Genomic DNA, 23706 nt, shown 5'->3' with positions numbered 1-23706 from the left:
GGACTTCGCATACTTCCAGCGGCTTCCGACGAGCGGCAAGCCGCCGATCGAGGGATCGGCGACTACGTCGTGAAACCAATTGCGACATCGGCAAAAACGATCGTCCACAGTAGACATAAAAATGGTGCGGAGGGTGATTACGCCGTTCGGCGCCGTCGCCGTATCGCCCGGCCGTGTTAGCTTCGGACGGGGGGAACAGCCGAGGGAGGACGCGTGGGGAGTCGGCAACCGGCGAAGGCGGAGCTTTCCGCCGAAGAAATCCTGGCGGACCTGAAAGGCTTCTTCGCGACCGCGACGACCGGCGACACCCCGGGTCCCGACGAGGACTACTTCGCGCTCGGGCTGGTGAACTCGCTGCTGGCGCTGGAACTGGTGGCGCACGTCGAACGCCGGTTCGGCATCGAGGTCGGGCTGGCCGACCTGGACCTGGACAATTTCCGGACGCTCAACCGGGTGACCGAGTTCGTCCGCCGGAAACGGTCGGCCGGCGTCTCGTGACCACTGTGGACAGCGCGGCGTTCGCCGCTTCGGTGCGCGGGGACGCCGCCGCGTGGGACCGCGACGGCGCGGTCCCCGAAAGTGTCGTGAAAACCATGGCGCACGCCGGTTTGCTCGCGCCCGACCTGCCTCCGGCCGCCGGCGGCGCCGGGTGCACACCGGCGGCGCTCGGCGAGCTGTGCGCCGAGCTCGGCGGCGTGTGCAGCGGGCTGCGGGCGCTGGTCACCGTGCAGGGCATGGTCGCCGCGGCCCTCCTGCGCTGGGGGACCGCCGGGCAGCGGTCGCACTGGCTGCCCGCGCTGGCCCGCGGGGACGTGCTGGCCGCGTTCGCGGCCACCGAACCCGGCGCCGGAAGCGACCTGGCGGCCGTGACGACGTCCGTGGTGCCGGAAGCCGGGAACTTCCGCGTGCGCGGGCGGAAGCTGTGGGTGACGTCCGGGCAGTTCGCCGACGTGTTCCTGGTGCTGGCCAAGCACGCGGGCCGTCCGCTGACCGTGCTGGTCGAAGCCGGGCGGCCGGGCATCGCGGTGGAGCCGGTCCGCGGGCAGCTCGGCATGCGCGCCGCGCGGCTGGCCCACGTCCGGTTCGACGGCGTGCTCGTGCCGCCGGAGAACCTCGTCGCTCCGCCGGGGTTCGGCCTGTCCCACGTCGTGGGCACGGCACTGGACCACGGGCGGTTCACCGTCGCCTGGGGCTGCGTCGGAATGGCCGAGGCGTGCCTGCGGGCCGCCGCGGGGCACGCCGCCGGCCGGGTGCAGGGCGGCGTGCGGCTCGCCTCGCACCAGGCGGTGCTCGCGCTGCTGGGCCGGTGCCTCGCGGACGCGAGCGCCGCACGCGAGGTGTGCGCCCGCGCCGCCGTCCTGCGCGAGCGCGGCGAGCCGGACGCCGTCGCCGCGACCGTCCTGGCCAAGTACGTCGCCGCCCGTGCGGCGTCGGCCGTCGCCGGTCACGCCGGGCAGGTCCTCGGCGCGGCGGGCTGCGCCGAGGACAGCCTGGTGGGCCGGTTCTTCCGCGACGCCAAGGTCATGCGGATCATCGAGGGCGCCGACGAGGTCGCCGAGCAGCGGCTCGGCGAGCACGCGCTGCGGTGGCGGCCGTGAGCCGGCTGGTCAAGTGCCTGGTCTGGGACCTGGACGACACGCTGTGGGACGGCGTCGTGCTGGAGGGCGACCGGCCCCGGCCGTTCCCCGCCGCGGTCGACGCACTGCACGCGCTGGACCGGCGGGGCATCCTGCACGCCGTGGCCGGCCGGGGCGACCGCGCCCGCGCCACCGCGCACCTGGCCGAACACGCGCTGGACGAAATGTTCTGCGCGGTCGCCGTCGGCTGGGGCGCGAAGTCCGCGGCGATCCGCGGCATCGCCGCCGACCTGAACATCGGCTTGGACACCGTCGCCTTCATCGACAACGACCCGGTCGAGCGGGCCGAGGTGACCGCCGCGCTGCCGATGGTGCGCTGTTACGCCGCCGAGCGGGCCGGCGGGCTGGCGGCGCTGGCCGAGTTCCGGCCGGAGGAGGTGACCGACGAGGCACGCCTTCGCCGCCGCCGGTACCTCGCCGAGCGGGACCGCGCCGCCGCGGAACGCGTGTTCCCCGGCTCCCCGGCCGAGTTCCTCACCTCGCTCGAGCTGACGATGACCGTCCGGGCCGCCACCGAAGACGACTTCGCCCGCGCGCACGAGCTCACCGTGCGGACCCACCAGCTCAACACCACCGGCCGCACCCTCGACGCCGCCCGCCTGCGCGAGCTGACGTCGTCGGAGCGGCACGAGGTGCTCGTGGTGGACGTGACCGACCGGTTCGGCGGGCACGGCACCGTCGGGCTCGCCGTCCTGCGCCTCGCCGGCCCGGACGTCGTGCTGGAACTGCTCCTGACGTCGTGCCGCGTGCTCAACCGCGGTGTCGGCGCGCTGTTCCTGGGCCACCTGGTGCGGGACGTCCTCGCGCGCGGGCGGCGGCCCGTCGCCCGCTTCGTCCGCACCTCCGCGAACCGGATCATGCTGGTGACGCTGCGGTTCGCCGGCTTCGAACCGGCCGGGGCCGACGGCGCGGAGCTGACGCTGGCCTACGACCCGCGGCGGCCGCCACCGCCGCGCCCCGCCCACGTCCGCATCGTCGACGGGAGGAACCGGTGAAGATCGGAGTGGCCGGGGCCGGGGTGATGGGCACCGGGGTCGCCCAGTGCTTCGCCGCGGCGGGGCACGACGTGGTCGTCGCCGATCCCGACCCGCGGGCGCTGGCGAGCGCCCCGGAGCGCGTCCTGGCCGGGCTGAAGCAGGCCGCCCTGCTCGGCCGCCGGCCACCCGCCGGCCCGCTGTCGGCCGTCCCGGCCCGGATCCGCTGGACCGGGCGGCTCGACGACCTCGGCGGCAGCGAGTTCGTCGTCGAATGCGCCCCGGAACGGCTGCCGGTGAAGGACGAGCTGTTCGGCACCCTCGACCGGCTCTGCCCGCCCGCGACCGTCCTGGCGTCCTGCACGTCCGCCGTGCCGATCGGCAGGCTGGCCGCGGCCACCGCCCGCGCGGACCGGGTCGTCGGTACGCACTTCATGAACCCGGTCCCGCTCAAGGAAGCCGTCGAAGTGGTTCGCGGGACGGCGACCAGCGCCGAAACCCTCGCCCTCACCACGGAGCTGCTGTCCGGCATCGGGAAGCACGCGATCGTGGTCGCGGACGGGCCCGGCTTCGTCGTCAACCGCGTGCTCATGGCCACGGTCAACGAGGCGATCGCCGCGGTCCACGACGGCCTGGCCGACGCCACGACCGTCGACCGCGTCTTCGAGGACTGCCTCGGCCACCCGATGGGGCCGCTGCGCACGGCCGACCTCATCGGCCTCGACGTCGTCCTCGACTCCCTGCGGGTCCTGCGGGACTGCACGGGGAACCCGGTGTACACGCCGTCCCCGCTGCTGACCGAGCTGGTCGGGAGCGGAAGGCTGGGCCGCAAGAGCGGCCGGGGCTTCCACGCGTACTGACCTTCGGAACGGGATCACGCGATCGGGCAAGGTGCTCGCCCGGCCGTGGTCTCGCGGCCGTTCGGATGGCGATCTCCGCGCTTGCGTTCGAGCGCGCTCGAAGCCTTAGCGTCGCGGCCATGACGACACAGACCTGGATCATCACCGGCGCGACCCGCGGCCTCGGGCGTGCCCTGGCGGAATCGGCCCTCGCGGCGGGCGACAATGTGGTGGCCGCGGTGCGCCGGCCGGAACGCGTGGCCGACCTGGAAACCCAGTACCCCGGCACCTTCCGAGCCGTCCGGTTCGACGTCCGCGACACCGGCGGGGCCCCGGCCCTGGTGCAGACGGCGATCGACCGCTTCGGGCAGCTCGACGTGCTCGTCAACAACGCCGGCCGGGCCGTGGTCGGCGCGATCGAGGAGGTCGGCGACGAGCAGCTGCGTGAGCTGATGGAGCTGCACCTGTTCGGCCCGGCCGCCCTGGTCCGCGCGGCGCTGCCCGCCATGCGCGAGCGCGGGACCGGGACGATCGTGCAGATGAGCAGCCAGGGCGGGCGGCAGTCGTTCCCGGGCGTGGCCGCGTATTCGGCGTCGAAGTTCGCCCTCGAAGGCTGGTCGGAGTCCCTGGCGGGCGAGGTCGCCGGGTTCGGGATCCGGGTGGTGCTCGTGGAGCCCAGCCGGTTCCGCACCGGGTTCAACGAGGCCGACGTGCTGGAGTTCGCGGAGCCGTCCGAGACCTACCGCGACGTGCTCGCCACGGTGCGCGCGGACATGGCCGGTGCCGACGGCCGCCAGGAAGGCGATCCGGTGCGGGCCGCGGACATCATCGTGTCCCTCGTGCACGGCGACGACGTGCCGCTGCGCCTGCCGCTGGGCAGCGAGGCGGTCGAGCGGCTCACCCGTGCCTACCGGCGCGACCTCGACGGCGTCGAGCGGTGGGCGGAGACCGCCCGCAGCGCCGATTTCGCCGACGTCCCGCCCTCTTCGCGGCCGATCTAGGCTGGCCGGTATGGCCACGGACGAACTGCTGACCAGGGCGCTGGCGATGCTGGGCGAAGACGACGTGTCGGTCGACGCCATCCACCGGCTCACCGACGTGGGCGGGATGACCGAGCCGATGACGATCGCCGAGGTCGCCGACATGCTCGACATCTCGCCGCACACGCTCCGCTACTACGAACGCGCCGGGCTCGTCGAGGTCGGCCGCGACCGCAGCGGATACCGCGTCTACGACGGAGAAGCGGTGCGGCGCCTGGTGTTCCTGACCCGGATGCGGCTGTCCGGGATGCCGATGCGCGACCTGCAGCACTACATCGAGCTCGTGGACGCCGGGGAGGACACCGTGCCCGAGCGGCTCGACATGCTCCTCGAGCACCGCGACACCATCCGGCGGCGCATCCGCGAGCTGACGCTGTCCCTCGCCGCGACCGAGTACAAGATCGCCACGTACGGCGGCTCGACCGGACCGGAGACAACCTCCGGCCCGGTGCGAGCCGAGGCTCCCTGAGCAAGTCGCGCAACCTTGGGCTCGGTGCCATCACCTAGCCCGAGCAGATCGGGCCGGGATCCCGCATCGCGATACCGCAGGTCCGACCGAGCTCGGGGCCTCGCCAACACCGACGATCGCGTCGTTCTCGAGCACGCGGCGTGGAGGCGGTGCCTCAGCCGTTCAGGAAGTGCTCGAGGGGGAGGGTGGCGGCACCGCGTGTTGCGGCGTCCGGGCCGAGGCGGCACAGGTCGATCGTCGTCGTGGCGAACGAGTGCTTCAGCGAATGGAGGCGGGCCGCGTCGCGGATGGCGTCGAGATCGCGCTCGCCGAGGAGCAAGCCGGCCCAGCCACCGAGGATGACGCGGGCGGGGTTGAGCAGGTTGATCAGCCCGCCGATGCTCGCGCCGAGGTAGCGGAGGGTCTCCGCCAGGACTCCGGTTCCCTGGTCGTCGTGGACGATGGCGGCGAGGGCCGATTCCAGGTCGGTGTCATCCGCGATGATCCCGCCCGCTTCGCGGAAACGGTCGAGGATCGCCTCGGCGCCGACGTAGGCCTCGAGGCAGCCTCTGCTGCCACACCGGCAAGGACGCCCGCCGGCGACGAGGACGGTGTGCCCGAACTCGCCCGCCGGGGTGCCGTGGGCGGCGGGGCCGCCGGAAATGATGCTGGCTCCCACGTCCGAGCCCAGCAACGCGACCACCGTGCCGGGCGTTTCCCGGCCGCTGCCGAACCACAGCTCGGCCCTTCCCGTGGTGCTGGCGCGGCTGTCGAAGTGCAGCGGCAGGTCCGTTCCCCTGCCCAGCAGCTCCCCGAGGAGAACCGGGTCCCAGCCGAGGCTCGGCGAGCCGTCCGTCATCTCGGGCGTCCGCCGAGCACCGCCGGGCACGCCCACACCGACTCCGATGACCGCGTCGGCGGGAACGGCGCTCTTCGCCAGCACAGTGGTCAAGCCCGCCAGAATTCGCGAAGCGACCGTTTCCGGACCGCGTCGGCGGGGGTCGATGAGACGGTCGGCTTCGGCGAGCTCGGTCATGGCCAGGTCGAACAGTCCGATCCGGATCCGCGTTTCGCCGACGTCCACTCCGACCACGAAGCCGTAGCCGGGGGCGATGCGCAGCAGCTTTCGCGGCCGGCCACCGTCGGAGTCGAGCGAGCCGGCCTCGGTCACGACGCCTTCATCGACCAGTTCGCGCACCACTTTGCCGACCGAGGCCGCGCTCAGTCCGGTGGCCGCTTCCAGAGCGTGCCGGCTGGCCGGAGCACCGAAGTACAGCGAGCGCAGCAGCAGCGAGCGGTTGTCTCGACCGAGCGCGCCCGCGGTGCTCGGTTGGCGCTGCGTCATGGCTTGGATTCTCCCGGTAACCACCTCTTCACGGCGTGAACAAAGCGGGTTCACGCCCTTGACTCTTGTTGGTCACACGAGTTAAATCAAGGCGCGAATTAAGCTGTGTCCTGAGTCACAGAGACCCTTCGTGGCTCGTCCACGCACCCCGAGGACTTCAGATGCGAATGAGAACCACCGCGTCAGCGCTCGTCCTGGCGCTGGCCGCCGCCACCACCGCCGCCTGTGGCGGCGACTCCACATCGGCCGACGGCCCCAAGGAACTCACCTACTGGGCCTCCAACCAGGGCACGAGCCTCGACAACGACAAAGCGGTCCTGCAGCCCGAGCTCGACAAGTTCGAGAAGGCCACCGGCGTCAAGGTCAAGCTCGAGGTCGTCCCGTGGTCGGATCTGCTCAACCGGATCCTGGCCGCCACGACCTCCGGCCAGGGGCCCGACGTCCTCAACATCGGCAACACGTGGTCGGCGTCGCTCCAGGCGACCGGCGCTTTCCTGCCGTTCGACGACGCTGCCCTCGACAAGGTGGGTGGCAAGTCGCGGTTCCTCGGACCGTCGCTGGCCGCGACCGGTGCGAGCGGCCAGCCCCCGGTGGGCGTTCCGCTCTACGGCCAGGCCTACGGCCTCTACTACAACAAGAAGCTGTTCAAGGACGCCGGTATCACCGCGCCCCCGGCGACGTGGGAAGAGCTCGTCGCGGACGGCAAGAAGCTCACCGATCCGCAGAAGGGGCAGTGGGGGCTGTCGCTGCAGGCGGGCCAGGTGACCGAAAACAGCCACCACGCCGCGATCCTCGGCGCTCAGCACGGGGCGAACTTCTTCTCCCCGGACGGCAAGCCGCAGCTGGCGTCGGATCCGGCGGTCGCGGCCGTCCAGCAGTACGTCGACCTCATGCAGAAGGACAAGATCGTCAACCCGTCGAACGCGGAGTACGCCGACACCGCCAAGTCCCTCAAGGACCTGGCCGACGGCAAAGCCGCGATGTTCATGAACCAGGCGTCCGCCGGCTCGTTCAAGAACATCGGGGCGGACCTGGCCAACATCGGCGTCGCGCCGATCCCGCTGCCGGCCACCCCGCCCGCGAACGGCCGGAAGGTCACCAGCTTCGTCGCAGGCATCAACATGGCGGTCTTCAAGTCCACCAAGAATTCCCAGGCCGCCCTGGACTTCGTGAAGTTCATGGTGTCGGCACCCGAGCAGGCCCAGCTGAACAAGACCTACGGCTCCCTGCCCACCGTCCAGGACGCCTACAGTGACCCGGCCTTCCAGACCGAGGACGTCAAGGTGTTCCAGACCGTCCTGAGCACCACCGCCGAACCCATGCCGCAGGTCCCCCAGGAGTCGCAGTTCGAGACCCTGATCGGCACCGCCATGAAGACGATGTTCGCCGACGTCGCGGCGGGCCGGACGGTCGAGGCCGGCAAGATCAAGGACCAGCTCGCCCAAGCCGACCAGCAGATCGCGGCCGGGAGCTGACCCCGGATGACGACCGCTGTGCGGGGGGCTCCGGCCGCGAAGGCGGCCGGAGCCCCCCGGCCCGGAAGCCCGCGGCGCAACCGCCGTCGGCCGGCCCTCCCGTACCTCCTGCTGTTGCCCGCTCTGCTGCTCGAACTGCTCATCCACGTCATCCCGATGGTCGTCGGCGTCGTGATGAGCTTCGTCAAGCTGAGCCAGTACTACATCCGGAACTGGTCGGCGGCCCCCGGCGCCGGGCTCGACAACTACAAGTTCGTCCTCGACTTCGACACCGCCACGGGCAAGGCGCTGGCGCACTCGTTCGGGATCACCGTCGAGTACACGGTGCTGTCGGTGGGGCTCTGCTGGCTCTTCGGCACGTCCGCCGCGGTCCTGATGCAGCGCAGCTTCCGCGGGCGGGGCCTGCTGCGGACGTTGTTCCTCGTTCCGTACGCGCTGCCGATGTACGCCGCCGTCATCACCTGGTCGTTCATGTTCCAACGCGACACCGGCCTGGTGAACAGCCTGTTCGGCACCCACTCGTTCTGGCTGATCGGGGACAACAGCTTCTGGTCGCTGGTGACCGTGTCGGTGTGGCGGAACTGGCCGTTCGCGTTCCTCATCGTCATGGCGGGGCTGCAGAACATCCCGGGGGAGCTCTACGAAGCGGCCTCGATCGACGGTGCCGGCTGGTGGACCCAGTTCCGGGCGATCACTCAGCCCATGCTGCGGCCGGTCAACCAGGTGCTGCTGCTCGTGCTGTTCCTGTGGACGTTCAACGACTTCAACACCCCGTACGTCCTGTTCGGCAAGTCGGCCCCGCGCGAGGCGTCGCTGATCTCCATCCACATCTACCAGAGTTCGTTCGTGACCTGGAACTTCGGCCTCGGCTCCGCCATGTCGGTGCTGTTGCTGCTGTTCCTGATGCTGGTCAGCGCCGCGTACCTCGCGTTGACCGCCCGCCGGAGGAGGACGGCCAGTGTCTGAGCCCCGTTGGGTCCCCTGGGCCCGCCGCATCGTCCTCGGCTTCCTCGCGCTGTTCACCCTGCTGCCGCTGTACGTGATGGTGTCCACGTCGCTGAAGCCCCTCGGCGACGTCCAGGGAGCGTGGCAGTGGATCCCGACGACGTTGACGATCCAGCCGTTCCTCGACATCTGGCAGACCATCCCGCTGGCCAAGTACTTCCTGAACAGCCTGGTCATCTCCGGCGCGGCCACCGTCTGCTCGGTGCTGATCGCGATCTTCGCGGCCTACGCCATCAACCGGTACAAGTTCCGCGGCCGGAACTTCTTCGCCATGACCGTCCTGTCGACCCAGATGTTCCCCGGCATCCTGTTCCTGCTGCCGCTGTTCCTGATCTTCGTCAGCATCGGCAACACCACCGGCATCGTCCTGTACGGTTCCCGCCTCGGCCTGACCCTGACCTATTTGACCTTCTCCCTGCCCTTCGCGATCTGGATGCTCGCGGGCTACTTCGACTCCATCCCGAAGGAGCTCGACGAAGCCGCGATGGTCGACGGCAACGGGCCGGTGGGCGCGCTGATCCGCGTGGTCATCCCCGCCGCGGTCCCCGGCATCGTCGCCGTGTCGATCTACTCCTTCATGACGGCCTGGGGCGAGGTGCTGTTCGCGTCCGTCATGACGGACTCGGACACCAGGACACTCGCCGTCGGCCTGCAGGAGTACTCGACCCAGGTGCAGGTGTACTGGAACCAGGTCATGGCCGCGAGCCTGATCGTCTCGGTCCCGATCGTCGCCGGATTCCTCCTCTTCCAGCGCTACCTGGTCTCCGGGCTCACCGCCGGCGCCGTCAAGTAGCCACCCACGCACTCCCTGAATGAGGTCCTGCCTTGAAGCTTTCCCTGCCCGCGGAGTTCCTCTGGGGTGCGGCCACCGCCGCGTACCAGGTCGAAGGCGCCGTCGACGTCGACGGGCGCCTGCCGTCCATCTGGGACGACTTCTGCCGGGTGCCCGGTGCCATCGACAACGGCGACACCGGTGACGTCGTGTGCGACCACTACCGGCGCTGGCCCGAAGACCTGGCGATCATGAAGCAGCTGGGTCTCGACGCTTACCGCTTCTCCGTCGCCTGGCCCCGGGTGATCCCCACCGGCCGCGGCGAGGTGAACCCCCGGGGTCTCGACCACTACGACCGCTTCGTCGACGCCCTGTGCGAAGCCGGGATCCGCCCGTTCGTCACCCTGTACCACTGGGACCTGCCTTCGGCGCTGCAGGCCACGGGCGGGTGGCCCGAGCGGGACACCGCCTACGCCTACGCGGAGTACGCCGCGGTCGTCGCCGCCCGGCTCGGCGACCGGGTGCGGGACTGGAGCACCATCAACGAACCGCTCTGTGCCGCCTGGCTCGGCTACCTCGAAGGCCGCTTCGCGCCCGGGGTCAAGGACCTGAAGCAGGCTGTCGCCGCCTCGCACCACCTGCTACTGGCCCACGGGCTCGGTGTGGAAGCAGTCCGGGCGCACGCCGCTCGCCCCGCGAGCATCGGGCTCGTCTGCAACCTGTCGGGGATCGAAGCCGCCTCGGACCGCGACGAGGACGTCGCCGCGGCGAGGCGGATGGACGGGCACGTCAACCGGTGGTGGCTCGACCCGGCCAACGGGCGCGGCTACCCGGCCGACATGCTCGAGGTCTACGGTGTCGAGCCGCCCGTGCTCGGCAACGACCTCGACGTCATCGCGGCACACACGGACTACCACGGCCTCAACTACTACTTCCGCCAGATCGTCGAGGACGATCCCACCGGCCCCGCGCCCTTCGCCAGGCAGGTGCCGGCGGAGGGCGCGGGTACCACCGCCATGGGCTGGGAAATCCACGGTCCGGGGCTGGCCGACCTGATCCACCGGCTGCACGACGACTACGGCGCGGAAGCCATCTACATCACCGAAAACGGGGCCGCGTTCGACGACAAGGTCGCCGAGGACGGCTCCGTCCAGGACGACGACCGCATCGCCTACTTCGAGGAGCACCTCACGGCGGTCGCGTCGGCCGCCGAGGCGGGCGCCCCGGTCAAGGGCTACTTCGCCTGGTCCCTGCTGGACAACTTCGAGTGGGACAACGGCCTCAACAAGCGGTTCGGCCTCGTCCGGGTCGACTACGGCACGCAGCTGCGGACCGTCAAGGCCAGCGGCCGCTTCTACGCCGACCTGATCGCCGAGCACCGAAACCGCTCTTGAGGGCGACGAGACATGCGCATTCTTGGTGGATTGAGCATCATGGGCATGGTATTCGTGAGCGGTTGCGCCACCGGGATGCACACTCACTCCGAAAATCCATCCGCCCATACCTCCACCCCTGCTGCGGCGTCGTCGTTCACCACTACGGACCGCGCTTGGATCGAGATCAACATCGCCATGGACGAGCAGCTTGTTCCGATGCTCGGCCTTGTCGACAGTCGCACCGGAACCGCAGCGGTCCGTGAGCTCGGTCGAAAGGCCGACGCCTCGACGAAGGCGGAGTTGCTGGATCTGCGGCGGCTCCACGATCAGGCCGGCCTCCCGGCGGAGAACCCCCACAAGGGGATGGAGATGCCCGGGATGGTCTCCTCGGACCAGATCACGCACGCCGGCACTTTGCGCGAGGCGGACTTCGACGGCTACTTCAAGAAGTGCCTGCGCGATCACCTGGAGCAAAAAGAACGTCTGGCGCTCGGCGAGAAGTCGTCCGGCAAAGAGCCGCAGACTGTGAGTCTGGCTTCGCGAGTCCTGCAAGAACAGGGCCGGCTCTCCGCGCTGGTCGGATAGCGGCACCGGTGGGTGTCATGCCGGTGTCGCGTGAAGTCCGAGACGAAGGCCGCCGTGCCGTGTCGATCGGGTCGACACGGCACGGCGGCGGCTTGCCGTCGGTCTCAGCCGCCGGTGAAGCTCGGCGTGGTCCCGCACTTGGCGTTCTGGTTCAGGCAGGTCTTGACCAGTGCGGCCAGTTTGACGTGGTCCCAGCCGTTCATGAAGTCACCGTGCATCGACGACGCCATTCCCGAGGACAGCGCGAGGCCGTCGCCGCCCAGGATGTCGTAGTTGACCATGTACGACAGGTTCGGTATCGCGACCGGGTAGTTCCCCTGGCACTTGCCGGCGACCGGGTCACCCATGTGGGACTTGTGGTCGGGTGAGTCGATGTGCTTGCCGTCCCAGCAATCTTTGAACGTGAGCTGGTAGATCAGGTTCCCGCCGGGGGCACAGACGGGCCAGTTCCCGTCGGCGCTCCGCCCGACCTCGGCGCTGCCTGCGCACCAGAACTGGTTTCCCTGGCCCTTCTGGGTGGGTACCTGCAGCTTGGCATCACCCTGCACCATCACCAGCCCGGGCGGGAACGGCCGGACGGCCGACGGGTCGGGGAGCCGGGAACCGTAGTAGACGCGCATGCTCTTGAACGGAACGGCCAGCCCGTTCCTCTGCAGCTGTGGTACCCAGTACGCGGCGTTGTCACCTGGGGAGTTGCACGTCGTCGATCCGGCGGCCAGAAGCGTTTCCGTGGTCATGAACGCGTCGTTCCTCGGCCCGAAGAACGTGTGCATGTGGGAGGCGCCGGACAGGCGGGGGAAGACGATAGCGTCGTCCTTGGCTTCGTTCGCGATCGTGCAGTCGGTGTGGAACTCGGGGACCCTCGTCGTCCCGGCCGGCACCGGTGGCGGCACGATGCGCTGGTAGTCGGTCAGTTCGCGCTGGTACCGGGCCTGGTCCACATCCACCCAGCCGGCATCCGCCGCGATGGAGTTGCCCGAAGCGCCGGCGGCAGCGGAGCCCGGTTCGTTGGCTTCGCTCGCGCTGGCCACGAAGGCTGTACTTCCGGCCAGGGCAAGTGCGAGGGCAGCGCTGAGAACGGCCCGGGTTCGGAGCCGGGACTGCCGACGTCGCCATCCAATGGCCCGGTTTGGCCTGTTTCGCATATGCATCTCCTTACTTTGCTTTCGGAAGGTTGAACAGGTGCTGCGAAAATCTGAAGTAATAGCGGAGACGTCACAGTTACCGAGGGAATGCACGGTCGCGCCGACACCGCTGAGCGCGCGCTTCGGGCATACGTGGCCGCAGAAGTTGTTGTCGTCGCAGCGCTAGCGCGGATTGCGTCGGCTGCTAGGCGCCGTTTGATGGCGCTCGCGAAACCGCGGCCTACCGCCGAGGAGTTGGATTACCGCCCGCGCCGGCGAACACGGTCAACCGTGGCGCGAAATGGGGGTGCGGCAATGACTCGATGCCGCGGACACGAGACACCACTGGGCCGGAGCGGACGGCGGATGCGCCCCGCGGCTGCGGTCGATGGTGCTGTGGTGCGTCGTGGTCGGGAGAACGTCTTTGATCTCATCGAGCCCACCTGGTCAGTCGTGATCCATCGTGTCGCGCCCTGCGCGCGTCACGATGCCGAGGCGAGCGCACGGCTCGCTCGGCATTCGGGTGAGGTAGCAGATTCACCACTGGAACTTCGTCACGCCGCGTTAGTGAACCGACAGGTGACGTTTGACGCAGTGGCGCATCAACCAACCCGAAATGCTGGAGTGTTCCAGGTGGCGGCCGCGGAACCGGTTCCATCAGACAACTGACAGTAAACCGTCCCGCTCGGGGTGACGTCAAGACGCTTGACGGCAATTTTCCCACCAACACAGTGCGTCACGGACGTGCTGGCAACCGAACTGTCTTGGTTCACGGTGACGCCTTTCGACGGTCGCGACGCTCAAGCCGCTTACTGTCGACCCGTGGTTTCGTGGCGCCGCAGGCCGTCCAGGGTGACGGACACCAGCCGGTGGGCCGCGGCGTGGGACGGAACGCTGCCCGCGGCGGTCAACGCGTGGAGGCAGTAGTTCGCGAGTTCGGCGGGGGACACGTCGTCCCGGATGTCACCGGCTTCCGCGGCTTCTGACAGGAGGTCGCGGAACAGCGCGTGGAGGTGGTGCTGCGCCTGGGCGACGTGCTCGCCCGGGTGCAGGAGCGCCGCCAGTTCGGCGCCGTGGGGTTCCTGTCGGTGGTGCTGGGCCCGCTGGAGCTGGATTGCCGCGTAGGCGTTGAGCACCTTCTCGAGGCGCTCGCCGGCGTTGCCGCCCTGGTCCCGGATCTCGGCGAGCTGCCTCAGGTGGCTGCGGATCTGGCGTTCGTGCCAGGCGGACAGGATCGCTTCGACGTCGGGGAAGTACTTGTACAGCGTCGCCCGGCCGATCCCGGCTTTCGTGGCGATCTGGGACATCTTCACGCCGGTCAGCCCGTGCTCGGCCACCAGGGCCGCGGTCGCGTCCAGTGCGGCTTCGCGCACCGCTTCCCGGTGCGCCTCGATCGTGTCGGTCCACAGTTTCGGCACGTCTTGGAGCATACACATCGGCGCGGTCGAGACAGTGAGCATTGACAGCGACAAAGTGTCTCGATAAAACTTCCCCCATGACCGCATCGCCGCACTACTCCCGTGCCCACCGCCCTGGCGGACCTGACGACCTGTACCGGAGCCCGCCGCCGTGGGACATCGGCCGGCCGCAAGGGGTGTTCCGCGCGCTGGCCGACGCGGGCGCGATCCGGGGCCGGGTCCTCGACGTCGGGTGCGGTACCGGGGAACACGTGCTGATGTGCGCCGGGCTCGGCCTCGACGCCACCGGTGTCGACCTCGCGTCCGCGGCACTACGTCGAGCCGAGGAGAAGGCGCGCGAGCGCGGGCGTGCCGCCCGTTTCCTGCACCATGACGCCCGGCGGCTGGCCGAGCTGGGCGAGTCGTTCGACACCGTCCTCGACTGCGGCCTGTTCCACAGCTTCGACACCGGCGATCGCGCCGCCTACGTCCAGGGCTTGCGGGCCGTCGTGGCCCCGGGTGGCCGGTACTTCGTGCTCTGCTTCAGCGACCACCAGCCGGGCGGCGACTGGCCCTGGGTGCACCGCGTGACGCAGGCGGAAATCACCAGCACGTTCGCCGACGGGTGGCGGGTCGACTCGGTCGAGCCTGCCACCATCGAGATCACCTCGGACCCGGACGGCATCCGCGCCTGGTTCGCCGCCCTGACGAGGATCTGAGCCGTGCCGGTCGCCGAAGCACACATCGCCACGCCGCGAGCCGGGCGGTTCCTCGTGCAGTTGTGCCGTCACGCCGAAGCCATGGGCGAGAAGGCCGGGCGCTGGCACGGCGGGAGCGGTCAGGCGCGCCCCGAAGTGGTGGCCGTCGAATCCGCCGAGGGCTACGGCAAGATCACCTTCGGCTGGGGGGACTGCGTGCTGCGCTCCACATCGGACACTTTGACGGTGCGGGTCGAGGCCGAGGACCCGGATCGGCTCGCCCGGCTGCAGGGCATCCTGGGCGCGGACCTGGAAAGGTTCGGCCGGCGCGACGGCCTGAAGGTGAGCTGGCAAGGCCTCTCGGCGCCCAGCCGCGACGGCCAGGTGGTTCACCGGTCGCGCGGGACGACGATCGCGCTCGTCGCGGCCGCGATACCGGCCATTGCCGCGCACATTGCGTTCGGTGGTGCGGCGCTGGCGGCTTGGCGCTGGACCAGCGTGGTCGCCGACATCCTCCTCGCCCTGGTGGTCCTGAAGATCGTCCTCGTGGCCCTGTTCGCCCGCAAGCGCTTTCGTGGACACCGCATCGGTCACGCCGCTCACTGCCCGCGCCGAGCCGCCGACGATCAACGGCACTGAGACTCAGGTCACTTGATACCGGTACCCCCTAGGGGTACCTTGAAGCCGCAGACGGATACAGCCTCGACGAGGAAGGCCGTCGCGCGCCTCGTCGAAGCCCGACCACGCATCACCGAGGAGAAACATCATGAGCCAGCACACCTACACCGTCACCGGCATGACCTGCTCGCACTGCGTCGCCTCGGTCAGCGAGGAGGTCGGCGCGATCGACGGCGTCACCGACGTCGCGGTCGACCTGCCCACCGGGGCCGTCACCGTCACCAGTGCCGAGCCGGTCGACGAAGCGCGGGTCCGCGCCGCCGTCGAGGAGGCCGGTTACACCCTCGCCGGCTAGACCGGCGACGCAAACGAGGGAAGTTGCCATGAACACCACAGCACGGCTGGCCGTGTTCGGCGGAGCGCTCGCCCTGCTCGCGGCCGGCGGATTCGTCGCCGGAAAGACGGCAGGCCCGGTCTCGGCCGCGACCGGCGACACCGGCCACGGCGGGACCCACGAAGGCACCATGCCGGACCACGCGGGGATGACAGCCGCGGACGCCCTGCCGGGCGGGCTCGCCGCCAGCAAGGACGGCTACACCTTCACCGTCGCCGACCCGGCGCCGGAACCCGGCCGGTTCTCGTTCACCATCACCGGCCCGGACGGCAAGCCCGTCACCGCCTACGACGTCGAGCACGAGAAGAAGCTGCACCTCATCGTGGTCCGCCGGGACACCGCCGGCTTCCGGCACGTCCACCCCGAACTGGCGCCGGACGGGACGTGGAGCGTTCCGCTGACGCTGCCCGCCGCGGGCTCCTACCGGGCGTTCGCCGACTTCGCGCCCACCGGTGGGAAGCCGATGACCCTCGGCGTCGACCTGTCGGTCGCGGGGAACTACCAGCCGGCGATCTATCCGCCCAGCCGTACCGCGCAGGTCGACGGCTACACCGTCCGGCTCGACGGCGACCTGGCCGCGGGGAAGGCCTCGCCCCTGACCCTGAGCGTGAGCCGCGGCGGTGTTCCGGTCACCGACCTGCAGCCCTACCTGGGCGCCTACGGCCACCTGGTCGCGCTGCGCGAAGGCGACCTCGCCTACCTGCACGTCCACCCCGACGGCGAACCCGGCGACGGCAAGACGCCCGCCGGACCGCAGGTGAAGTTCGCCGCCGAAGTCCCCAGCGCCGGGATCTACCGGCTGTTCCTGGACTTCAAGCACGGCGACGTCGTCCGGACCGCCGAATTCACCCTCACGACTGCCGGGATCCCGGCTTCGGCTCCCGTGCCGGCGCCCGCCGACGGCCACGGCCACTGACCGCGAACGGAGACGATCATGACCAGCACCACGGCCGCGTCCGGCCCGGTGACCGAGATCGAACTCGCGATCGGTGGCATGACCTGCGCGTCCTGCGCCAACCGCATCGAACGCAAGCTCAACAAGCTCGACGGCATCACCGCTTCGGTCAACTACGCGACGGAAAAGGCTCGCGTGCACGCACCCGAGGGAGTAGATCCGGCCACCCTGGTGGCGACGGTCGAGGCCGCCGGGTACAGCGCGACGCTGCCTCAGCTTGAAAAGCCGGAGCAGCCCGGAACCGAGGACGATCCCACCAGGCCGTTGCGGCAGCGCCTGATCACCAGCGCGAGCCTCGCGGTCCCGGTGATCCTCCTGGCCATGGTCCCGGCGCTGCAGTTCACGTACTGGCAGTGGATCTCGCTGACGCTCGCGGCCCCGGTCGTCACCTGGGGCGCGTGGCCCTTCCATCGGGCGGCGTGGACGAACCTGCGGCACGGCGCAGCGACCATGGACACCCTGGTGTCGATGGGCGTGCTGGCCGCGTTCGCGTGGTCGGTGTGGGCGCTGTTGTTCGGCACCGCCGGAACGCCGGGCATGGTGCACCCGTTCGAGCTGACGATCGCGCCCTCGGACGGTGCGGGCAACATCTACCTCGAGGTCGCCGCGGGCGTGACCACGTTCATCCTGGCCGGCCGGTACTTCGAGGCGCGCTCGAAGCGCCGCGCCGGAGCCGCGCTGCGGGCCCTGCTGGAGCTGGGCGCGAAGGAAGTCGCGGTGCTGCGGGGCGGCGCCGAGGTCCGGATCCCGACGTCGGAGCTGGCGGTGGGGGACCGGTTCGTCGTGCGGCCGGGCGAGAAGATCGCCACCGACGGCGTGGTCGAAGAGGGCAAGTCCGCCGTCGACGCCTCGATGCTGACCGGGGAGTCGGTGCCCGTCGAAGTCGGTGAAGGCGACGCCGTCACCGGCGCGACGGTCAACGCCGGCGGACGGCTGGTCGTGCGGGCCACCCGCGTCGGCGCCGACACGCAGCTGGCGCAGATGGCGAAGCTGGTCGAGGACGCCCAGAGCGGCAAGGCCGACGTGCAGCGGCTGGCCGACCGCGTGTCCGGGGTGTTCGTGCCGATCGTGATCGGGTTGGCCGTGGCCACCCTGGGCTTCTGGCTCGGCAGCGGCGTCGGCACCGCGGCGGCGTTCACCGCGGCGGTCGCGGTGCTGATCATCGCCTGCCCGTGCGCGCTCGGCCTGGCCACGCCGACGGCGCTGCTCGTCGGCACCGGCCGCGGCGCCCAGCTCGGCGTGCTGATCAAGGGCCCGGAGGTCCTGGAATCCACGCGCCGGGTGGACACCGTGGTGCTGGACAAGACCGGCACGGTCACCGCCGGCCGGATGACCCTGGTCGGCGTGCACGTCGCCGAGGGAGTGGACGAGACCGAGCTGCTGCGGCTGGCCGGTGCGCTGGAGAACGCATCGGAGCATCCGATCGCGGCGGCCATCGCCCGGGGCGCCCGGGACCGGGTCGGACTGCCCGCCGTCGAGGACTTCACGAACGTGGAAGGCCTTGGCGTGCAGGGGATCGTCGACGGCCACGCGGTCCTGGTCGGCCGCACGGCGTTGCTGGAGGACTGGAGCCAGCCCCTGCCCGAGGGCCTGGCCGAGGCGAAGGCCGCGGCGGAGGAACGCGGGCACACCGCGGTCGCGGTGGCGTGGGACGGCGCCGCCCGGGGCGTGCTGGTGGTCGCCGACACCGTCAAGCCGACGTCGGCCGAGGCGATCGCTCAGCTGCGCTCGCTCGGCCTGACCCCGGTGCTGCTGACCGGCGACAACGCGGCCGTTGCCCGTGCGGTGGCGGTCGAGGTCGGCATCGACGAGGTGATCGCCGAAGTCCTGCCCGCGGACAAGCTCGACGTCGTCAAGCGGCTGCAGGACGAGGGCAAGGTCGTGGCCATGGTCGGCGACGGCGTGAACGACGCTCCGGCGTTGGCGCAGGCCGACCTCGGGCTGGCCATGGGCACCGGCACGGACGTCGCGATCGAGGCGAGCGACATCACTCTGGTAGGTGGTGACCTGCGTGCGGTGGCCGACGCGATCCGGCTGTCGCGGCGGACGCTGCGGACGATCAAGGGCAACCTGTTCTGGGCGTTCGCCTACAACCTGGCGGCACTGCCCTTGGCGGCGGCCGGCCTGCTGAACCCGATGATCGCGGGCGCGGCGATGGCGTTCAGCTCGGTGTTCGTGGTGGGCAACAGCCTGCGGCTGCGTGGATTCACGTCCCCTTCGACGGCGGGACCGAGCCGATCCTGAGGCCACCGCCGGCTACGAGGTCGTCGGCTGACCAGGGCCCGAGCACCAGGGGAACGAGCCGACGGCGGTGGTCACGACCGTCGGGGCTCGCCGGGGCGGCAGCACACCGCCCCGGCGAGCCGTGATCAGCTCTGGCTGAGCAACCCCTGCATCTCGGTGATCTCCGCCTGCTGAGCGTCGACGATCTTCTGGGCCAGCGCCTTCGCGTCGGCGTTGCTGCCCTTGGAGAGCTCGGTCTCGGCCATGTCGACCGCGCCCTGGTGGTGCTTGATCATCATGTCCAGCCACATCTTGTCGAACTCCGCGCCTTTGGCGGCTTCGAGCTTCTTTATGTCGTCTCCGGGCATCGATCCGCTCATCCCCGGCATCGACTCGTGGGTCATGCCGGGCATGCTCGACATGCCCGCACCCCAGCTGGTCAGCCAGCCCTGCATCTGCTGGATCTCGGGGTCCTGCGCCTTCGCGATGCGGCTCGCGAGGTCGACCACCTTCGGGTTGGTGCTGCGCGACGGAACCAGTTTCGCCATGTCCAGTGCCTGGCTGTGGTGCGGCACCATCTGCTGGGCGAAGGTCACGTCGTCGGCGTTGTGGTCGCCGGCCGCCTGCGAGGAGGAAGACGGCGCCGGTGCCGACGAGCTGTGGTCCATCCCGGACATGGAGTCGTTGCTGCTGCAGGATGCGAGAAGCAGGGCGGAGGCGAGGGCGATGCCGCCGATGATGACGGTTTTGCGCATGACAAATCCTTCTGTGTGTTGCACGGCGTGAATTCGACGGACCGTTGAGGGGGTCGGGTCGATCACGTGCGCAAGACGCAGAGAGACGTCAGGATTCTGCGGCCGCCTCGGTCAGGTGGCCGTCCGCGGCGCGGCGGGCCACGAAGGCCGATGAACCGGGGGAAGGTCGTGTTCAGCCACGAAATCCCCAGGAACGCGACAAGAGCAAGCAGGAGAGCCCCGGCCGCGCACAGCACGGCCAGGCAGAGGTGGAGCATGTCGTGCAGGCCGTTCGGCAGGCCCGGATGGTGGTCACCGGTTTGGCCGTCCGGGGCGGAGCCGGCCATTTCCGGCTCGAAGCCGGGGACGACGTGCGCGCTGGGCGTTGCTGCGGCGTCACCCATGCCGTGGGAAGCGCTGACGTGGTGCATCGCGATGACGCACACGGCGAGGGCGCACAGCAGGATGACCTGCTGCACCTTGCCGAGCCGGGTCGCCGTCACCGCTCCACGGTAGCAATCGGAGTTCTGGTCACATCGGTACCGTCAGCGCTCCCGGGCGGGTCGCTCGGGACGCAAATCGCCTTCTGTCAGCACGGTACAACGGCAGAACCCGCTGCCCGAGTTGTCGGCCTTCCGACGCGTCGCGGCCGTGCCCACCGTGGTGGCTTTCGTCCTTCTTTTCGGGCTGCGCCGGCGGGGCTCCCGCTCAGTCGAGGGTCCGCAGGAGCTGCTCGACCAGGCGGCGCTCGAGGGCGGGATCGGCGGCGACCGCGCGGCGGAACGAGCGGGAGGCCACGAAGGACATCAGCGACCACGCGAAGGCTTCCGCGTCGAGACCATCGTCCAGCTCGCCGGCCTCCCGCGCGCGGTGCAGCATGCCCGTGAAGCCGCGGGCCAAACGCTGGACACCGGCTGCCGCGGCTTCCCGGACGCGCGGGTCGGCGTCCGACGCTGTGCCTTCGGAGAACAGCACGCCGAGCGATCCCGGCGCGTGGAGCGCGTCGAGGTGCTCGGGGGACAGCAGTGCGCGCAGGACTTCCGCGACCGGTTGACCGTCGAACGAGTTCAGGAGTTCCTCGGCCGTGCCGGAGGCGCGCTCGATCACGGCCGCGAACAAGCCTGCCTTCGAGCCGAAGTTCTGGAACACCACCGGTTCGCTGACGCCGACCCGGGCGGCGATCTCGGAGGCTTTCGCGCGCTGGTAGCCGCATTCGGCGAACACGGCGGTCGCGGCCGTCAAGATCGTCTCGCGGCGTTGTTCGGCGGTCAGGCGGGTGCGGCCGGTCACCTCCTCATCGTAGTGCCCCTTGCCAGCGCTGCTTAGTCGCGGCTAAGTTGTGGGCATAACTTAGTCACAACTAAGTAGTGAGGTGTGGCATGAACCTGGGACGCGTGTTGATGCACGGCGGCGATCGGGCGGACGGGGCGCTGATCACCCGGCCACGGCTGTACGAGGCGGCGAGCCGGATCGCGTTGGCCGGCCGCGAACGCCGGTACCGCGAACTGGTCCGGCTGGCCGGGGTGCAGCCGGGGGAGAGGGTGCTGGACGTCGGCTGCGGCAGCGGCTACCTCACCGGCTTGGCGGCCGAGGCCGGCGCTTCCGCGCTCGGCGTCGACGCCTCGGAGCCGATGATCGACTACTGCCGCCGGACGGTGGGCTCGGCGTCGTGCCGCTTCGAGGTCGGGACCGCGCAAGCGCTTCCGGTCGGCGACGGCGAGTTCGACGTCGTGCTGACGAGCATGGTGCTGCACCACCTGCCGGACGCCGATCAGCCCGCCGCGCTCACCGAGATGCACCGGGTGCTGCGGTCCGGCGGCCGGCTCTTGCTGGCGGATTTCCGGCCGCCGCGGTCCCGGCTCGTGCGGCACCTGGTCGGTGCGGTGAGTGGGCCGCGGATGCTCGACGACCCGCACGCGCGGCTGGGCGGCCTGGCTGAGGGTGCCGGGTTCGCCGTGACCGGCCAGGGGCGCCTGGGGTTCCTGGCGTACGTCGTCGCGGCGAAATGAGGCTCGAAACGGTATGAGGCAGGCTGAGGGGGTCGCCGGCACCGTCAGCACGGTCGCGGTGACGAACGCCGGCAGCGCGGGGCGGTTCCCGTACCGCCCTTCAGAGAACGCGCGAAGCGCGGCCACTCGCCGGTCCCGCCGAGCGGCATGACGTTGTTCGACTGCGCCGCACGGCGGACCGCGCTGGTGCAACTCCGGTTGCGGGCGGAAGACGCGGCGGGTGTTCGATTTGGGCGCGTCCGGTCGCCGAACCGCGTACGTCAGGCGAGAGACCTAGTCGTGGTCGGGGATGTCGTGCAGGTGGTGGTCGGCGGCGTTCATCGCCTCCACGAGCAGCCGGCGGACGTGCCCGCCGCGGGCACGGTAGAGCACCCGGCGCCCGTTGCGGCGCTGGCTGACGAGGCCGGCCAGGCGCAGCTTCGCGAGGTGCTGCGAGACGGCGGGGCGTGCGATGCCGATCGCCTCGGCCAGTGAGGCGACGTCGTACTCCTCGCCGCTGAGCAGCCACAGCATCCGCATCCGGCCGGGGTCGGCCAGCATGCGCAGCGAGTTCGTGGCCACTTCGACCTGCGCGGCGGGCGGAAGCTGGGACCATTGGTCACCAGACTCGTCATGTGCGTACATGTGCACCTATCATGGAGGCGAACCGTCTTCACCCGGGAGTCTTCCGCCATGTCCTCGTTGTTCGCACACCGGGACTACCGGCACCTGTTCGCCGCCCAGCTGGTGGCGCTGTTCGGGACCGGCTTGACGACCGTGGCGCTCGGGCTGCTGGCCTACGAGCTGGCCGGCGCCGAGGCCGGTGCGGTGCTGGGCACGGCCCTGGCGATCAAGATGATCACCTACGTCACGGTCGCGCCGATCGCGGCCGCCTACGCCGACCGCGTCCCGCGCCGGGTGTTCCTCGTCTGCCTGGACGTGACGCGGGCGCTCGTGGTGCCGGTCCTGCCGTTCGTGACCCAGGTGTGGCAGATCTACGTGCTGATCGTGGTGCTGCAGTCGGCGTCGGCGGCGTTCACCCCGACGTTCCAGGCCGTGTTGCCCGACATCCTGCCCGACGAACGCGACTACACCCGCGCCCTGTCGGCGTCGCAGCTGGCCTCGACGATGGAAAGCCTGCTCAGCCCGATGCTCGCCGCGGTCGTGCTCACGGTGGTGAGTTTCCATTGGCTGTTCACCGGCACCTCGGTCGGCTTCGTCGCCTCGGCAGTGCTGGTGGTGACCACGCGCATCCCGGACGCGGTCCGCAGTCACCGCGGTGGCGTCTGGGCTCGCACGCTGGCCGGGGTCCGGATCTACGCCGCGACACCGCGGCTTCGCGGGGTACTCGGCGTGAACCTCGTGGTCGCGGCGGTCGGGTCGGTCGTCATGGTCAACACCGTGAACTACGTCCAGGACGAGCTGGGCCGCTCGCAGGCCGACGTCGCTGTGCTGCTGGCGGGCAACGGCGTCGGGACGATGCTGGTCGCGCTGCTGCTGCCGTGGGTGCTCGACCGGGTGCCCGAACGCCGGGTGATGCTGAGCGGCGCAGTGGTGCTGCTCGCCGGAATCGCCGGTGCCGTTGCGCTGTCCACGGCGTCGTCCGGGGCTTGGCGCTGGGCGGCCGCGCTGATCGTCTGGGTGGTTGTCGGGACGGGCACCGGGCTGGTGCTGACGCCGGTCGGGCGGGTGCTGCGGCGCTCGAGTACCGCGAGCGACCGGCCCGCGGTGTTCGCCGCCCAGTTCTCGTTGTCGCACGCGTGCTGGCTGCTGGCCTACCCGCTCGCCGGGTGGGTCGCCACCGCCGCCGGGTTCACCGCCACCTGGCTGCTGCTGGCCGGTCTCGCGGTTGCCGGGCTCGTCACCGCGGTGCTGGCCTGGCCTCGGCGCGACGCCGGCCAGCTCGAGCACACCCACGACGACCTCGGCGAGGACGACCACCTCGAAGACGCCACCGCGGTCGGGGACGGCGTGTACCGGCACAGCCACGAGTTCGTCATCGACCGCCACCACCGCCGGTGGCCCGTCTCGCGGTGATGGCCCCAATTCGGGCACGCGCTGACGTGCGATCGGCTCGGC

Annotated in this window: 25 protein-coding genes; 18 read left to right on the top strand and 7 right to left on the bottom strand. The window is 70.4% G+C overall.

What is annotated here, in order from left to right; translation table 11 throughout:
* Positions 1–213 precede the first annotated feature (213 nt).
* The 6 genes from ACLJOU_RS14520 (at position 214) to ACLJOU_RS14495 (ending at position 4959) form a co-directional block, all read left to right on the top strand.
* Complete coding sequence (locus ACLJOU_RS14520) at positions 214–498, top strand: acyl carrier protein (RefSeq protein WP_410567492.1); 285 nt, start codon at positions 214–216, stop codon at positions 496–498.
* Complete coding sequence (locus tag ACLJOU_RS14515) at positions 495–1598, top strand: acyl-CoA dehydrogenase family protein (protein ID WP_410567490.1); 1104 nt, start codon at positions 495–497, stop codon at positions 1596–1598. Before ACLJOU_RS14520 ends, ACLJOU_RS14515 begins: the two co-directional genes overlap by 4 nt.
* Complete coding sequence (locus tag ACLJOU_RS14510) at positions 1595–2632, top strand: HAD-IIIC family phosphatase (RefSeq protein ID WP_410567488.1); 1038 nt, start codon at positions 1595–1597, stop codon at positions 2630–2632. Before ACLJOU_RS14515 ends, ACLJOU_RS14510 begins: the two co-directional genes overlap by 4 nt.
* Positions 2629–3471 carry a 3-hydroxyacyl-CoA dehydrogenase family protein gene (locus ACLJOU_RS14505; protein WP_410567486.1) on the top strand — a complete coding sequence of 281 codons (843 nt, stop codon included), beginning with the start codon at positions 2629–2631 and terminating at the stop codon, positions 3469–3471. The genes ACLJOU_RS14510 and ACLJOU_RS14505 overlap by 4 nt, the downstream gene beginning before the upstream one ends.
* A gap of 119 nt (positions 3472–3590) precedes the next feature.
* Positions 3591–4451 carry an SDR family NAD(P)-dependent oxidoreductase gene (locus ACLJOU_RS14500; RefSeq protein ID WP_410567484.1) on the top strand — a complete coding sequence of 287 codons (861 nt, stop codon included), beginning with the start codon at positions 3591–3593 and terminating at the stop codon, positions 4449–4451.
* A gap of 10 nt (positions 4452–4461) precedes the next feature.
* The gene (locus ACLJOU_RS14495) at positions 4462–4959 is read left to right on the top strand and encodes a MerR family transcriptional regulator (protein ID WP_410567483.1); all 498 of its coding nucleotides are present in this window, start codon (positions 4462–4464) and stop codon (positions 4957–4959) included.
* A gap of 154 nt (positions 4960–5113) precedes the next feature.
* Here ACLJOU_RS14495 and ACLJOU_RS14490 read toward each other — a convergent pair whose 3' ends face one another.
* The gene (locus ACLJOU_RS14490) at positions 5114–6283 is read right to left on the bottom strand and encodes an ROK family protein (protein ID WP_410567481.1); all 1170 of its coding nucleotides are present in this window, start codon (positions 6281–6283) and stop codon (positions 5114–5116) included.
* A gap of 161 nt (positions 6284–6444) precedes the next feature.
* Between ACLJOU_RS14490 and ACLJOU_RS14485 the strand changes: the two genes are divergently transcribed.
* The 5 genes from ACLJOU_RS14485 to ACLJOU_RS14465 all read left to right on the top strand — a co-directional run bounded on the left by ACLJOU_RS14485 (position 6445) and on the right by ACLJOU_RS14465 (position 11496).
* Entirely contained in the window at positions 6445–7758 is a 1314-nt protein-coding gene (locus ACLJOU_RS14485; RefSeq protein WP_410567479.1) for an ABC transporter substrate-binding protein, read from the top strand.
* A 114-nt stretch (positions 7759–7872) separates the two neighbouring features.
* On the top strand, positions 7873–8724 hold the full coding sequence (locus ACLJOU_RS14480) for a carbohydrate ABC transporter permease (RefSeq protein ID WP_410567477.1): 852 nt from the start codon (positions 7873–7875) through the stop codon (positions 8722–8724).
* On the top strand, positions 8717–9556 hold the full coding sequence (locus ACLJOU_RS14475) for a carbohydrate ABC transporter permease (RefSeq protein ID WP_410567475.1): 840 nt from the start codon (positions 8717–8719) through the stop codon (positions 9554–9556). The genes ACLJOU_RS14480 and ACLJOU_RS14475 overlap by 8 nt, the downstream gene beginning before the upstream one ends.
* A gap of 32 nt (positions 9557–9588) precedes the next feature.
* Positions 9589–10929: a GH1 family beta-glucosidase gene (locus tag ACLJOU_RS14470; protein ID WP_410567473.1), complete on the top strand. Its 1341-nt coding sequence runs from the start codon at positions 9589–9591 to the stop codon at positions 10927–10929.
* Between the two features lie 39 nt (positions 10930–10968).
* Positions 10969–11496 carry a DUF305 domain-containing protein gene (locus tag ACLJOU_RS14465; RefSeq protein ID WP_410567598.1) on the top strand — a complete coding sequence of 176 codons (528 nt, stop codon included), beginning with the start codon at positions 10969–10971 and terminating at the stop codon, positions 11494–11496.
* 104 nt (positions 11497–11600) lie between these two features.
* Here the strand turns inward: ACLJOU_RS14465 and ACLJOU_RS14460 are convergent, their stop codons facing one another.
* Together ACLJOU_RS14460 and ACLJOU_RS14455 are read right to left on the bottom strand one after the other, a co-directional pair.
* Positions 11601–12527, bottom strand: coding sequence for a DUF1996 domain-containing protein (locus tag ACLJOU_RS14460; RefSeq protein ID WP_410567472.1), 927 nt, complete (start codon positions 12525–12527; stop codon positions 11601–11603).
* A gap of 902 nt (positions 12528–13429) precedes the next feature.
* A complete protein-coding gene (locus ACLJOU_RS14455) occupies positions 13430–14038 on the bottom strand; it encodes a TetR/AcrR family transcriptional regulator (RefSeq protein ID WP_410567470.1) in 609 nt (202 codons plus the stop codon).
* Between the two features lie 77 nt (positions 14039–14115).
* Here ACLJOU_RS14455 and ACLJOU_RS14450 point away from each other — a divergent pair, with 77 nt between their 5' ends.
* The 5 genes from ACLJOU_RS14450 to ACLJOU_RS14430 all read left to right on the top strand — a co-directional run bounded on the left by ACLJOU_RS14450 (position 14116) and on the right by ACLJOU_RS14430 (position 18926).
* The gene (locus tag ACLJOU_RS14450) at positions 14116–14736 is read left to right on the top strand and encodes a class I SAM-dependent methyltransferase (protein ID WP_410567468.1); all 621 of its coding nucleotides are present in this window, start codon (positions 14116–14118) and stop codon (positions 14734–14736) included.
* A gap of 3 nt (positions 14737–14739) precedes the next feature.
* A complete protein-coding gene (locus ACLJOU_RS14445; protein WP_410567466.1) occupies positions 14740–15354 on the top strand; it encodes a DUF2218 domain-containing protein in 615 nt (204 codons plus the stop codon).
* A gap of 127 nt (positions 15355–15481) precedes the next feature.
* Positions 15482–15688, top strand: coding sequence for a heavy-metal-associated domain-containing protein (locus ACLJOU_RS14440; protein WP_410567464.1), 207 nt, complete (start codon positions 15482–15484; stop codon positions 15686–15688).
* Positions 15689–15716: 28 nt separating this feature from the next.
* Entirely contained in the window at positions 15717–16643 is a 927-nt protein-coding gene (locus ACLJOU_RS14435) for a hypothetical protein (RefSeq protein WP_410567462.1), read from the top strand.
* 18 nt (positions 16644–16661) lie between these two features.
* On the top strand, positions 16662–18926 hold the full coding sequence (locus tag ACLJOU_RS14430) for a heavy metal translocating P-type ATPase (protein WP_410567460.1): 2265 nt from the start codon (positions 16662–16664) through the stop codon (positions 18924–18926).
* 125 nt (positions 18927–19051) lie between these two features.
* Here the strand turns inward: ACLJOU_RS14430 and ACLJOU_RS14425 are convergent, their stop codons facing one another.
* The 3 genes from ACLJOU_RS14425 to ACLJOU_RS14415 all read right to left on the bottom strand — a co-directional run bounded on the left by ACLJOU_RS14425 (position 19052) and on the right by ACLJOU_RS14415 (position 20929).
* Positions 19052–19660: a DUF305 domain-containing protein gene (locus tag ACLJOU_RS14425; protein WP_410567458.1), complete on the bottom strand. Its 609-nt coding sequence runs from the start codon at positions 19658–19660 to the stop codon at positions 19052–19054.
* Between the two features lie 62 nt (positions 19661–19722).
* Positions 19723–20142, bottom strand: a complete 420-nt coding sequence (locus tag ACLJOU_RS14420; protein WP_410567456.1) for a hypothetical protein — start codon at positions 20140–20142, stop codon at positions 19723–19725.
* Between the two features lie 205 nt (positions 20143–20347).
* A complete protein-coding gene (locus ACLJOU_RS14415) occupies positions 20348–20929 on the bottom strand; it encodes a TetR family transcriptional regulator (RefSeq protein WP_410567454.1) in 582 nt (193 codons plus the stop codon).
* 89 nt (positions 20930–21018) lie between these two features.
* Here ACLJOU_RS14415 and ACLJOU_RS14410 point away from each other — a divergent pair, with 89 nt between their 5' ends.
* Positions 21019–21648, top strand: coding sequence for a class I SAM-dependent methyltransferase (locus ACLJOU_RS14410; RefSeq protein WP_410567452.1), 630 nt, complete (start codon positions 21019–21021; stop codon positions 21646–21648).
* A 273-nt stretch (positions 21649–21921) separates the two neighbouring features.
* Here ACLJOU_RS14410 and ACLJOU_RS14405 read toward each other — a convergent pair whose 3' ends face one another.
* Positions 21922–22272 (bottom strand): ArsR/SmtB family transcription factor, encoded by a 351-nt coding sequence (locus tag ACLJOU_RS14405; RefSeq protein WP_410567450.1) that lies wholly within the window; start codon positions 22270–22272, stop codon positions 21922–21924.
* A gap of 48 nt (positions 22273–22320) precedes the next feature.
* Here ACLJOU_RS14405 and ACLJOU_RS14400 point away from each other — a divergent pair, with 48 nt between their 5' ends.
* Positions 22321–23664, top strand: a complete 1344-nt coding sequence (locus tag ACLJOU_RS14400) for an MFS transporter (protein WP_410567448.1) — start codon at positions 22321–22323, stop codon at positions 23662–23664.
* Positions 23665–23706 lie beyond the last annotated feature (42 nt).

This window comes from Amycolatopsis sp. cmx-4-61 (genome assembly GCF_046548775.1).
Lineage (GTDB): Bacteria > Actinomycetota > Actinomycetes > Mycobacteriales > Pseudonocardiaceae > Amycolatopsis.
The sequence above is the reverse complement of the archived record's forward strand: the minus strand, read 5'-3'. Positions and strand labels throughout refer to the sequence as shown.